10 protein-coding genes are annotated in these 12729 nt (G+C 36.4%); 3 read left to right on the top strand and 7 right to left on the bottom strand.

All coding sequences use genetic code 11. The features are described 5' to 3' along the window. Positions 1-798 (top strand): hypothetical protein (locus AB7E63_RS01865; protein WP_428418539.1); only part of this gene is annotated, 798 nt, incomplete at its 5' end. Positions 799-828: 30 nt separating this feature from the next. On the opposite strand, the gene AB7E63_RS01870 is transcribed toward AB7E63_RS01865, so the two are convergent. Next, the gene (locus AB7E63_RS01870; RefSeq protein WP_428418540.1) at positions 829-2181 is read right to left on the bottom strand and encodes a hypothetical protein; all 1353 of its coding nucleotides are present in this window, start codon (positions 2179-2181) and stop codon (positions 829-831) included. Between the two features lie 170 nt (positions 2182-2351). Here AB7E63_RS01870 and AB7E63_RS01875 point away from each other — a divergent pair, with 170 nt between their 5' ends. Continuing rightward, positions 2352-3941, top strand: coding sequence for a RasGEF domain-containing protein (locus AB7E63_RS01875; protein WP_428418542.1), 1590 nt, complete (start codon positions 2352-2354; stop codon positions 3939-3941). Between the two features lie 7 nt (positions 3942-3948). Here the strand turns inward: AB7E63_RS01875 and AB7E63_RS01880 are convergent, their stop codons facing one another. The 3 genes from AB7E63_RS01880 to AB7E63_RS01890 form a co-directional block, all read right to left on the bottom strand. After that, positions 3949-5262: a bifunctional heptose 7-phosphate kinase/heptose 1-phosphate adenyltransferase gene (locus AB7E63_RS01880; protein ID WP_428418544.1), complete on the bottom strand. Its 1314-nt coding sequence runs from the start codon at positions 5260-5262 to the stop codon at positions 3949-3951. Next, positions 5256-6239, bottom strand: coding sequence for an ADP-glyceromanno-heptose 6-epimerase (gene rfaD, locus AB7E63_RS01885; RefSeq protein WP_006340827.1), 984 nt, complete (start codon positions 6237-6239; stop codon positions 5256-5258). Before rfaD ends, AB7E63_RS01880 begins: the two co-directional genes overlap by 7 nt. A gap of 182 nt (positions 6240-6421) precedes the next feature. Beyond that, positions 6422-7462: a hypothetical protein gene (locus AB7E63_RS01890; RefSeq protein WP_232503270.1), complete on the bottom strand. Its 1041-nt coding sequence runs from the start codon at positions 7460-7462 to the stop codon at positions 6422-6424. A gap of 1016 nt (positions 7463-8478) precedes the next feature. Here AB7E63_RS01890 and AB7E63_RS01895 point away from each other — a divergent pair. Next, positions 8479-9543 carry a hypothetical protein gene (locus tag AB7E63_RS01895; protein WP_006340830.1) on the top strand — a complete coding sequence of 355 codons (1065 nt, stop codon included), beginning with the start codon at positions 8479-8481 and terminating at the stop codon, positions 9541-9543. A gap of 68 nt (positions 9544-9611) precedes the next feature. Here AB7E63_RS01895 and AB7E63_RS01900 read toward each other — a convergent pair whose 3' ends face one another. The 3 genes from AB7E63_RS01900 to bioD all read right to left on the bottom strand — a co-directional run bounded on the left by AB7E63_RS01900 (position 9612) and on the right by bioD (position 12254). Then, positions 9612-10178, bottom strand: a complete 567-nt coding sequence (locus tag AB7E63_RS01900; RefSeq protein ID WP_013924902.1) for a flavin reductase family protein — start codon at positions 10176-10178, stop codon at positions 9612-9614. A gap of 153 nt (positions 10179-10331) precedes the next feature. Then, positions 10332-11621, bottom strand: a complete 1290-nt coding sequence (gene bioA / locus AB7E63_RS01905; RefSeq protein WP_006340832.1) for an adenosylmethionine--8-amino-7-oxononanoate transaminase — start codon at positions 11619-11621, stop codon at positions 10332-10334. Positions 11622-11630: 9 nt separating this feature from the next. Further along, a complete protein-coding gene (gene bioD / locus AB7E63_RS01910) occupies positions 11631-12254 on the bottom strand; it encodes a dethiobiotin synthase (protein ID WP_006340833.1) in 624 nt (207 codons plus the stop codon). Between the last annotated feature and the right edge of the window lie 475 nt (positions 12255-12729).

Raw genomic sequence — 12729 nt, forward strand, 5'->3', positions numbered from 1 at the left:
GAAGATCACAAACGACAACGCACAACATTGAATAATGAAAAATTCAGCAAAACAATACACGACCACCTCAATGAATTAAATGTGTTCGACAACACCCGTCAGGGTGATATTTATGAGAGGCTCAATCATCGAAATGCCTATATCTATTCTTCACTAAATACGCTTATTAAGCACTATGCCCGCAATTTGCTCACTAAGAGTGTTCTTGCCAAGCTTGAATTTGCAAATTGGCATACGAGATCTATTGGGATTCAATTATATAATCTTAAATCAATTTCTTCTTTAATAGAGGATGTAAAGTTATTCCAAACAAAAATTCATGACTATAGAACAGAAACGCTTCCTAAAGAAAAGGCTGAAAAAAAATTTGCGATCTTAGAAACGGGAAGAAAATTTATGGAAGAAGGTGAATATGCCATCAGTTACAACTATTTATTTGATCGTGTAGAAAAAATTTTCATAGATAATAACAATCTCATTAAAAAATTGAATGAAGAAATTGAGACTCCCTTTACATTAGAATTAGATGCATATGACAAGGACACTCGAGATAAAGTTCAGGAAATCTATTTAGAAGCTCATGTGACGATTAAAAAGCATAAAGAAATGTTGATTTCTGAACTGACTGAAAATTTAACCGATCTTCAGGATGCGATGAATGCTCTTCATGAAGAATTAACCTATAGCAGAATAGTTATCGTCGATCGCAAAGGTGAACCCCCTGCTTCTAAAACGTTAACACAACTTTGGTCCCAGCCAAAATATTTCAAAGCACCCGCCTTTAGCATTTCATCATAACCTAGATGAGAGCTACTTTAAAAGTAGCTCTCACAATTGAATCGTTCTAGGATCTGTCTTTTTGATAATATAACTCACATTCTTTTGATTAAAACCTTTGTAACCTTCTCGCCTTTGAAGATTTTCCAGATGACTTCCAATAGCCCCTTCTTTGGAAAACTTGTCGGCTTCTTCATGTGAAATCTTCCCTTCTTCAACAAGTCTTTGAATACGATGAGGATTAACGTGCCATCTTTCACCGGCAGTAAAAGCTTGCCTCAAATAGGGAAAGGAACTGAATGGATCCATCATCTTGATCCCTTGCGAATTTAAATCATGTGCTAACTGATCAAACATAAACTGAGCTTCTAGATGATGCATACCCGATTGTAAAATGGAATCTCCATGCAGAGCACACCATAACCCCACCGTTCCCAGATGCTTTTTAGGGAGCAAAGGATGGTGAGAAAAATCGAATTCTAACTCTTCAGCCGAAAGATCGACATCTAAAAAAAGAACAAGGCCGCAGCGAGAATTTTCCATTACTTGGGCTCCCCAGCCAGCTTCTTGACCAGCATAAAAGCGTTCTCGACAGTGAAATCCTAAGATTTCAAAAAGACGCACAAGGGAATGAAATCTTTCTCTTGAAGATCGGAATGTGTGGTGGTCGTGATTAGCCCACCCAAATCCAAGACGATCTTGCCGATTTTTTTGAATTTGCCCTGCCGTATTTTTCAGCTGCCAATACTTTCTTTCAACCTCTAAAACAATCCAAGCGGCTAAATCGCGCCCCACCAATTCGACAATTTCTTCAGCAAGCAAAAGAGCTCTCTGCATTGCTTGATTTTCATCGTCCAAAACACGCGGCCTACTTTGCCATTTTTCGACGGCATCTATGTAATTGATTTGATCAGTTTCTGGAGGATAAGTAGGTTCCATGGTCAATGTTCCCCGCCTTTCAACCACCCACAGTTTACAATGATTTTGTGTAGAAATTAGGCATCGACGAAATCCACTATAAGGACTTCCTTCAATCCAACCCGAAATTGTATGAACCATTAAAAAGTCTGCAATATTTTCAACTTTTAAGGCGATTCCAATTCCCTCTTGTTCCTGATCTTTTAAAATCACGCGAGGGAGTTGGGCTCCGGGATGGGAAAATACACGATAAGTCGGGGCGGCAAACTCTGCTGTAAATCCTGCTTCATTGAGCTGATTTTCAATTAAAGGAGAATAGCCAATCACAACATGATCAACCCAGTCAAAAAGACGTGTGCTTGTCTGCTGAAGCAAATGGAGGTTTAGTTGCTCGATAAAAGGGTTTAAATGAGTAGCATGCTCAACAATTTCAAGAACGAAGGCTTCGGCTTTGGGATGGCATTGCCAATGAAATGGCTCAGACATAATTTACCTCTTTGCTTGATTTTGGCATTTAATTTGAACATTAATTAAATAAGCTCAAAATTTCAATAGCAATTTAATTTTCCCTCTATTTGACAATATAAATTTATAGTAATAAAATAGAAAGTAGGATGTTTAACTCGGTATAATTATAAGAATCTGAGGTATCGTCTATGGAAAATATGCAAATTCCAAATCGCAGTTTGGTTCAGCCCTTTGTTCCCCCTGGTGCAGTCTCTTCTGGTAGCGATAAAGCTTCTCTTGAAAAAAAACCTGCGATGGAAGCTAAAAGTTCAGGTCGTAAATTTGTCGAATCGCAACCGGGCGATAGCTTGGCTCAAGTGACAGATAAAATTAAGGGTTTATCACAATCTTTAAAACAAATGCCAGCAGTCAAGACACCACCCCCTCTTCCAACAGCTCCAAAGCCTCCTCTTGTGGATAGGCGCCAGTCCCTTCCTTCTAGAAGCGCTCCTAGTACAGATCAATTAATCATGACTTCGCGTGAGTCGCTTGCTACAAGAAAGCCACCGCCTGCTCCCCCTAGTCAACCTTCAAGTAAAGTAACTGAACGGCAGTCTTTTCCACAAAGAAAACCTGTAGAAGCAAGTCAAACTGGTCAAGTCACTGAAAGACAGTCTTTTCCGCAGAGAAGAGCTGCATCTCCAGCTCCGTCATCCGTTCGACACTCAGCACCCGATATTTTAACTCAGCGTGCTAAACCCCTGCCTCCCACGCCAAAAATTACGCAAATTCTTGAAAGAAGCCCCATCGGAAAGGCTATTGCAAGTCATCGTATGGCTAAAGGTGAGCAACTTCAAGGCCTACATAATATGAAATTAGATAACATTGCCCCAAAAGAAGAAACTAAAAAAGCCGTGCCACCTCAATTCACCCCTAAATCGGAGATTGACGCTGTTTCATCCAAATCTGTAAGTAAATTATCTGATTTGGCAAAAAAACAGCCTGTTAATAAAGAGCTAACTAAAGAAATTGCTTCAACTTTGCGAAGGGAAGCAGATGCTTATTTTAAAAATCTAGACTTACATGGATTAGCAACAAAAAAAATTGATAAAAAAGGGGAAGTTCCTTCTTACGATGCTTTGGCTAATTTTTCACAAAATATTTCTTTTTCTGTAGGCAAAGAAATACTCGGAGAAAAAAATGTTGGCAAAAGAGCTGCTCTTCTTTCTTTTTACGCCCAAGTTGGGAAAGATGCATGTGAAATGGGCGATTTTTGCACAGGAATGGCTATCTACTCAACCTTAAGCAGCACCTCGATTGACAGGCTAAAACAGACAGCTAATGTATTGTCACAAGATGGAAAAGATGCAAATGAGTATTTGAAAAATGTTTTTGATCCAGGTGAAAATTTTAAAAACTTACGGACTGCTGAAAATAAATTTAAAGAAAAAGGACTCACCCCACTCCCTGCTCCAGGTGTTTTATCTCGAGCGATTATTATTGGTGGATCAGAAAATAAAGCAGAAAATCTTGGTGAAGTTTTTGAAAAGATTCTCAAGCCCTTGGTTGCAATAAAAGAAACTGAATCGACGCCACCAATACCTAGAAATGCGACAATTCTAAAAATGTTTTCTTTTGAAGATACGAAAGAATTTAATAGTTTCATCAAAGAAAATATTAAAAAACTGGAGGCACAGGCAAAAGAATTCGGAATGCAACAAGCCACAGTTAAAACTAGGGATGAACACATTAAAGATTATTTACAGTCACTTTCTTTAAAAAGAGAACCAAGAAAGTAATCCCTATTTAAAAGATAACTATAGGCTCGATCTTTTGCAACCCATTTGAAGCAGCTAAATAGACTTCATTGGGTTGCATGATAGAAGTCAGTTTTTCCATGCTGTCTTGCTGGGTGATAAAATCAATCGTATGCAGGGAAGCCAGCATTTGAATAAAAGCAGGAAGAGGTTCTCGGTCTAATACGTTCACCAAAACATTCCAGTTTTCTCTTTGTCTCAATTGCTGAATGGCATCAAAAAGTGCCGCACTAAACCCATCTTTACTCGATAAGCCAATGATTGCTAGAAATTTTCCTCGTAAAACTTCTTGAAGTGCGAAGAAATGATTTTCATTAAAAACTTTATTATCCACATCTAATTCTAATAATCGATGGGCTAGGTCAGATATAGTCACCCGAGCACAACCAAAACGTTCAATGGCAATACCCGCAGCTACATTGGAAAGTTGTGCTGCTTCCCCTAAGGATAAACCTGAAGCAACAGAACATGCGAGTATGGCCAAGACTGTATCCCCAGCTCCTGTCACATCTTTGACCTCCCGAACAGCCACAGGAAAATCGTCTCGTTTCCCATTGGGATAAAACAAAGAAATTCCACATTCAGAACGTGTAATCATTAAAACTTCGGCTTGTGTCAATTTAAGAACCCGTTTAGCCACTTCATCCAAAGAGGTTTCAAAGGGTAGATTCACGGCTTCATAAGCTTCTTTGAGGTTTGGTTTGATGACCGTGGAACCTTGATATTTAGTAAAATCAATTCCTTTAGGGTCTGTAATAACAGGAATGCCTCTTTTTTTCGTTTCAGCCATTAACCCACTCAGCAATGTAGGAGATAAAAAGCCTTTGCCATAATCTGAAATAGCCACAACTTTCACGTCTTCCAAAAGCGAAGAGAGTTTTTCTATCACTTGTTGTTCTAGCATCTCTGGAATAGGCAAGATACGTTCATGATCCACCCGTACAATTTGTTGATTTTCGGCAATCACGCGATTTTTAACAGGTGTTGGGTAACCGGCTTGAATCATTAGCCCCGCAGTAGAAATCCCTTCATCTTGGAGTGTCTCTGCAAGCAATTTACCTGATAAATCTTCTCCAATACGCCCAACAGCAATGACATGAGCACCAAGAGAAAGTAAATTTAACACAACGTTTCCAGCACCTCCAGGACGATGTTCTTCCCGTTCGACTTGGATCACAGCGACTGGTGCTTCGGGTGAAATCCGACGCGCTTTTCCTATTGTATACGTATCAAGGAGGAAATCTCCAATGACCATTACTTTTTGATTAGAAAGTTGGCTAATTGAGCCCGTCAGTCTTACCATCTTTTCTCCGGAAGCAAATAATTTTGAACATAATCTTTTACAGATTCTTCGAGAGGAGTACATTTTGCTAGATCGCCTAAAACACCCCATGTTCTAGACATGTCTGCACATGTATAGTTTTGATACTTGCCTAATAAATCAGGTGGCATGTCAATATACTCAATGTTTTCTGGAAGATTTAACGCTTTAAAAATAGCCTTGGCAAGATCATTCCACGTTTCAGCTATCCCTGTTCCTATATTAAAAATTCCCGTTACATCATTATCTAAAAAGGAACAGGTCATGCGAGCCACATCTTTCACATAGATAAAATCTCGTTGTTGCCCCCCGTTTGAAAAATGAGGATCATTTGATTTGAATAAACGGATTTTCCCTTCTTTCAAGGCCATAGGAACCACGTGCATTATGGCAGAAGCCATACGTCCTTTGTGCCACTCATTTGGTCCGAAAACATTAAAATATTTTAAGCCTACGATTTTATCTAAGATTTCTTGTTGAGAAGCCCATAGATCAAAAAGATGCTTAGAGTATCCATACATGTTGAGTGGGGCTAATTTTTGAAGCTCATTGTGGCTATCTTGAAATCCATCGGATCCGTCACCATACGTCGCAGCAGAGGAAGCATAGATAAACCGGTGATTATTTTTGATCGCATATTCGGCGAGATGGACAGTAAAGCGATAGTTATTCTCCAAGAGGTAGTTAGCATCTTTTTCCACCGTGCTGCTGCAAGCCCCTAAGTGAATAAAAGCGTCGATAAGATGCTCTTTTCCTTTAAGCCATTCAAAAAGATGATGTTTGGATATGATATCAATGAATTGCTTGCCGACTAGATTTTTCCATTTATCACTTGTTCCGAGATCATCCACAACGACAATATTGCGAAGTCCCTTGTCGTTTAAATGGTGTATCACCCCAGAGCCAATAAAACCAGCCCCACCAGTGACAACAATTAGTTGATCGTCATATATTTTCATTTTTCCTCAGAACTAAGCTAAAAATTGGCAAGCATTCTATTTATACGAAGTGAATGCGAATTGTATCAAAAAGCTAAATTGATCCAAATCGTTTGTTTTATGCAAGATCAATCTCCTCTACATACTTTTTGTCCAAGCCATTTAGTTAACGAAAACGGCATGATCGCCAACTTTTAGTAATCCTAAAATTTTTTTTCCATAAGACTCAAAATTTTTCTCAAAGCTCGCAATTGTGTGACTTCATTTTTTTTGAGTGATTTCATTTTTTCATCGGAAATCGAAAAAGCCAATTCTTTAATTTTTTGTAATTGATTTTTTTCTCCAATCAGTTCTTTTGCAAACATCTCAAAAAAGCTTTGATCTTCGTCGTCTGGAAACACCTTCATAAAATTCAAGGCCTTTTCAAAAAGGCCCTCATTTACAAAAATTTGACAAATTCTACGAAGTGTTGGTTTTTTAAAACCGTTGCGTGGAACTTCAAAAGCAAAATCCAGAGCCTCTTCAATTAAATTCTTATCTAAGCAAAAATTAATCGCATCATTTAAAACAATGTTTTTAAAAGCTACGTTCGAAATTGAAAGAGCACAATTTTTGGCATTTGTAAAATCCTTATTTTGCATAAAGATTTTGCAAATATCTTTTTTAGTTCTATTTTGGTCATACGGATTTGAAATTTCACATATCATTTGCATTGCATGGTCGAATTGCTGTTTTTTTGCAAATTCAACTGCTATTCTACGAAGTGTATCTGTAGGGTTTGAAATTTTTTTCAGTAGTTTCCTTACCTGATCGAATTGCTGTTTTTTTGCCAGCTTAACTGCTATATCACGAAGTATAAGTGGATCGTAAATTTTATCCATTAGTTCCACAGCCTCATCAATTCGGCCTTTTTTTATCAAGCTTTTTGATAGCATTTTAAAAACATTGCCATAACTTGCTTTAGGTATTGTATTCGCCATAGCTAAGGCAAAATCAAGCTCTTCATGACGAGTTAATTTTAAACAAATTCTTTGAAGGTTGTATGGATCATCCTTAAAAATTTCATCTAAATAATGACTTATTTCAGTGTATAAACCATTCTTAATAAAATCTTCAGTTATTGCTAGATTTTTTTCTAAAGATTCTTCTTGCTCAAAAATATCGTCAAATAAAAAAGGCATCCTCAGATTTTTAGAAGATTCTTGCAGGCTTTTTAATTCTTCTTCTGTAAAATTTTTAATCAAATACCAAATTTTTAATCTTTCTTTAAAAATGGAAATTTTTAATTGAGAAAGCGTTGTAACCTCAGAAAAATCAAAATTTTTTTTAACTTCCTGAATATAATCCTTTCTCGATTTCCCTAGCGCATCTTCTAAATTTTCTTGCGATTGAATATGCTCAACTAAAAAATCATGTAATTTGTTAATTAGTAGGGATTCATCTCTAATACGATTGTTTATTGCGATTTCTCGCAGCCGAGAATTGACCAGAGTGGCATTTCTCCAATCCTTTCCTAAATAGTCGAAAATAGGCAAAAGTACTTCGGGAGGGAAATCCGAAACATGCTTAAATGTTTGAGTGGTTTTTATTGCATTGATGCGATCAATGATTTTATTAAATGCTTTTTTATTTTTTTTCAGGCTCTTTTTTTTAAGTTTTTTGACAATTTCTACAAGTTGTAATTGATCAAGATCTGTAAAAAAAAATGCATTTTTATGAGCAAATTTTTCAATGCTTTTAGCAACCTTCAAGGAATTTGTTTGAGCTAAATGAACTTTCGGAAGAAGAGAAATAAACCATTTTAGCCAACCAACAACAATACTATCTGGTTTTGATGAAATTCCCCATTTTGTATTTAGGCAAGCTTGAGGTAGATCGCTTTTTTTCTCCAATTTGCTTAAGTGAGCTCGATAACTTGCTTCAGTTTTACATAGGGGTACGGCCACTTGCATGCTCCTTGACAAATATTCTGGCAAGACGATAGTAATTCAATGAATATAAATCAATAAAATGAATGTAAATAAATGAATGTTTAAAAAAAAAATATTGCTTATTTTTTTTTAGATCATATAGATGAAAAGCCACAACCCATTGAAATACCTACCTATCAAAGTGCTCATAAATAACCTGCAACATTCTTGTATTTACGCTAATAGATATTTTAATTAAAAAAATCATATCGCTTTATATTCAATTAAATGTATTATCATAGTTTAGTATTGAAAAGTTATTAAATTAGTAAATCCAAGAGAAGAATTTTATGTTCGTCCAAAAGCCTTCAGAAACTACTAATATTTATCAAACTTTTGAAGAACCAGCATTAGGGGTTTTTACAAACATTCCCCCTGAATTAATCATGCACACCTTATCTTTCCTTAATAGAGAAGATCTTCCGCCTATATTTCTTATAAATCGAACATGGAAGTTACTTGCTACATCAGCTTGCGAACAGAGAGAAAAGCGCAAAATTTTAGAACTAATCGATTGCATAAAATGTCAAGTACATGAGCACTACCCAGAGATTTCGCAAAAATTAACAAATTTATGCTTACAAATTGCTGAGAACTACAAAAATCGAGATTTATCCTTTAATTTGATTGCATTCATAAAAACGCAAAAATTTGAACTTCTGTCGATGTTGCAGTCCTTAAAAAAAGAAGATGCGAAACATATTGATATTAAAGATTTTAGATCGCATGAATTTAAAGATTTTTTAGCTCTCTTAGATCTAGAGATATCTTCTTTTGAATGTTTATCTATGACTAATGAGGAAGAAAAAGCTAAAATCCAACATGAGCTTATTCAAGAATATCTTAAGTTAAATCATGCAGAAAAAGCTCTAAATCTGGCTAAAATAATGTCCGAGACTATAGGGATAGTTTGTTTTAGAAAACGTTGTGCAATTTCCGAGATTATAACTAAATCTTCAGATTTAAATGTATTAGATGAAATTATAAAATCTAATTTTTTTCCTTTTGATGCGCATGAGAAAAATAATCTTAGATTAGAAGTTTCCAATAAGCTGATAGCTTTAAAAGAGTTAGATAAAGCTTTGGACTTAGTGGATTCTTTTTCAGAACTTGGAAAAGAAAAAGGGACTGCACTCGTAAATGTCATAAAAGCATCTCCTTCATTAGAGCAATTAGATAGAGTGCATCGGGCTGCCAAAAAAATTATTAACGATGAAGATAAATTCTGTGTATTACGTCCTCTTGTAACTGCATTCCGATCTTTAAAATGCTTCCAAATAGTCGATCAAATTAACCAAAGTATACCACCTGTTAAATTCAATATGGAAGAACTAAATGAATTACTAGGATTGTGATTTTTACCAAGGGAAACACTTTAAAAGTTTTTATTCAAATTCAAGCTAAATCCTCCAAGAAAATTTTATTAAAGCATTTCTGGTTTGAATTTTTTACGCAGATTAAGAGATTTTCCAGAAACCATAAACTGCCCATCTCCCCTATAATGAATGGTTGTTGGATATTTAGGTCTACGCGGCGCATAGGCCCTCACAACTTCAAAAATGAAAAGAGAATATTTCTTCACTTGGCTGGAATCTATCAGTTTACATTCGAAATTTGCATAGCATTCTTGGATAAGTGGAGCACTAACTTTTACTCCTTTTGCTGCCGTTAAACCAAATTCTTTGAACTTATCAATTTCAGCTCCTGTCGTATTTCCTATTCCCACAATCGTATCAGCCATATCAACCGTTGGAATGTTAAATACACATTCTTTACTTTTATAAATCATTTCAAAACTATGATTCTCTGTCCATATATAACAACCTATAAGAGATGGCGAAAATCCCATCACCATATGCCATCCCATCGTCATAATATTCTGCTCAGATTTCCAGGCGGAGCTAACTAAGACAATCGGGCCAGGCTCCAAAAAGCGCCTAATATCATCCACCGGAAAATCGTATTTCTTGTATTTCTTATAAATTTTCATATCCCTCCCTCATTCTAAATAGAAAATATTTGATTTATTTCATACTTTAGAGAAATCAGGCATATTTTTTACATCAAAATATATAACTTGAAACGCTTAAAATCCTCTCAAATAGGAAAATTCCATAGGAGAATTAAAAAACAGCGATCGATTTTATCTGATTTTTTTTAATTCCTCACTTATGGTCTGATAAATCTGATTGAGATGTATATGGGTTGTGCAATAAGGTGGCATTAAATAAACTGTATTTCCTAATGGTCGAATTAAAAGACCTTCACGTAAAAAAGATTCACGCAATTTTAAACCGATATCATTTAGATAGCCATCCGCCTGTTTCGTAACAACATCAAAGGCTGCGATTGTTCCACAAGTTCGAATGTTTTTAACGGTAGCATGCTGCTTTTGTAATTGCTTCAAGTGGCCTCTATGATGGCTTTCCATTTGTTGAAAAATGGCTGTTGATTCATGCAGAAGTTTTAGTGATGCACAAGCAGCTGCACATCCTAAAGGATTGGCTGTATAAGAATGTCCATGAAAGAAGGTTTTCATTCGGTCATCGCTCAGAAAGCCTGCAAAAATTTCCTCTGTACAAACGGTGAGAGAAAGAGGCAAAAATCCCCCCGTTAGTCCCTTTGCTAGGCAGATGAGATCGGGAGATGTTTTAGCTTTTTGGCAAGCAAACCACTCCCCTGTTCTTCCAAAACCCGTCATGACTTCATCGTAAATCAACAACGTCTGATAATCTTTTACTAGTTTTTGTAATTTTTCCAAAAACTGTGGCCGGCACATCCGCATACCACCAGCTCCTTGAACAAGGGGTTCAATAATCACAGCTGCGTATTGACCTGGATTTAAAAGAAAACAGTCTTCAACAGCTTTTAAAGCTTTAGCTTCCTTATCTTCGATATCTTCATCATCGATATGTGTGGTTGGATAGGGTACAAAATGAACCTTGAATAACAAATCCTGGAACGGTGATGTAAAGAGTGAACGCTCACCGACTGACATAGCACCTAAAGTGTCACCATGATAGCTTCCCTCAAAACATAAGAAAAGCCGTCTATCATTCTCCCCTTGATTGCGCCAATATTGATAGGCCAGCTTTAAAGCAACTTCTACTGCCGTCGAACCATTGTCAGAAAAAAACACTTTTGAAAAATGATTGGGCAAAACATCTAATACCATTTCAGCTACCTGCTCAGCAGGTTCATGCGTAAATCCGGCGAATATCACATGTTCCAATTGTAAAGCTTGGGCATAAATGGCTTCAGCTATGCGAGGATGTGCATGTCCGTGGATATTCACCCACCAACTAGAAATGCAGTCAAAAATCTTTTGACCTTCATCTGTTATTAAATATGGACCTTCCCCTTTAACAACTTTCAAAGGAGATAAAGTATTTTTCATTTGGGTGAAGGGATGCCAAATCGGAGAATTTTTCATAGAGAACCTTTAGCAAAAAGCTTGGTATGCGTGAAGTAAATGTTGAGGAGAGACAGATGCAAGCGGTTCGATTTCCGCTAAAATAGTGACCTTTCCATAGTGAGAAATGGCATGCGCGTTGACATCATTTTTGGGACCATTCATGACCACGCCTAAAATTGAAATACCGGCATTTCGTAAACATTCAATGGTCATTAGGGTGTGGTTAATCGTTCCAAGAGTGGTTGAAGCAACAATTAATATGGGTATATTCAAAAGACGCAATAGATCTAAAAGAGTTTGATCCGAATTGAGTGGAACGAGTATTCCCCCCGCGCCCTCTAAAATCAGGTGCGGCAGAGATGTCTGTGGAATTTTAATTAAATCTAAGTCAATTTCCACTCCTTCAAGTTTTGCAGCAGCATGTGGGGAAAGTGGTTTAGAAAAGCAATAGGCCTCTGAAAAAAAATGATGATCAGGTAATTGAGTTGCCTTTTTGACAAAAAAGGTATCCGTTCCATATTCTGAACCTGTTTGGATAGGCTTCCAATAAGCCGCTTTTAATCCATAGGTTAAAATGGCGGATACGACTGTTTTTCCAACATCCGTTCCTGTTCCAGTCACAAAAAATTGGGAAGGAAATGCATTGTGCATGAGAATTCTCCATGGTTATTTCTTCGAAATTACCCTTTGTTTAATCAAATAGGAGTTGATTTCTTGAATAATTTCGTGAATATCTTGGGGAAGTTTAAGGTCTAGCGCTATTTTTCCCAAATTTTTTAAATGAGCAACCCATAAATTTTTAAGCGATTTAAATCCTGTTTCATCAAATTGGATGGATCCTTCTATTTTTTTAATAGAGATGCCGAAGGTCAAAATTCATCTTTTACACTATTGGAAGGGGATCTCTCATTTTCCTTATGTTTACATCTTGTGCGTTTTGATAATAGACGTGTGATTGCTTTGGGTGAAGATGGTATTCGAAGGGATTATAAGGTAAAGTCATTTCATTTGAATCTGGTGGAAAAAAAATACACGATCAAAAAGCTGATTTAACGATCGGACAATATACAAAAAGTAGCATTAATGAATTTGCTTTAAGATTTTTTCGAAAACCAAGAAATCCATA

This window comes from Parachlamydia sp. (assembly GCF_050255895.1).
Taxonomy (GTDB): domain Bacteria; phylum Chlamydiota; class Chlamydiia; order Chlamydiales; family Parachlamydiaceae; genus Parachlamydia; species Parachlamydia acanthamoebae.

Bases quoted from the DNA above. Each gene is read 5' to 3' on its own strand.
- AB7E63_RS01870 (WP_428418540.1), bottom strand. From the start codon at position 2,181: ATGTCTGAGCCATTTCATTGGCAATGCCATCCCAAAGCCGAAGCCTTC.
- AB7E63_RS01875 (WP_428418542.1), top strand. From the start codon at position 2,352: ATGGAAAATATGCAAATTCCAAATCGCAGTTTGGTTCAGCCCTTTGTT.
- AB7E63_RS01880 (WP_428418544.1), bottom strand. From the start codon at position 5,262: ATGGTAAGACTGACGGGCTCAATTAGCCAACTTTCTAATCAAAAAGTA.
- rfaD (WP_006340827.1), bottom strand. From the start codon at position 6,239: ATGAAAATATATGACGATCAACTAATTGTTGTCACTGGTGGGGCTGGT.
- AB7E63_RS01895 (WP_006340830.1), top strand. From the start codon at position 8,479: ATGTTCGTCCAAAAGCCTTCAGAAACTACTAATATTTATCAAACTTTT.
- AB7E63_RS01900 (WP_013924902.1), bottom strand. From the start codon at position 10,178: ATGAAAATTTATAAGAAATACAAGAAATACGATTTTCCGGTGGATGAT.
- bioA (WP_006340832.1), bottom strand. From the start codon at position 11,621: ATGAAAAATTCTCCGATTTGGCATCCCTTCACCCAAATGAAAAATACT.
- bioD (WP_006340833.1), bottom strand. From the start codon at position 12,254: ATGCACAATGCATTTCCTTCCCAATTTTTTGTGACTGGAACAGGAACG.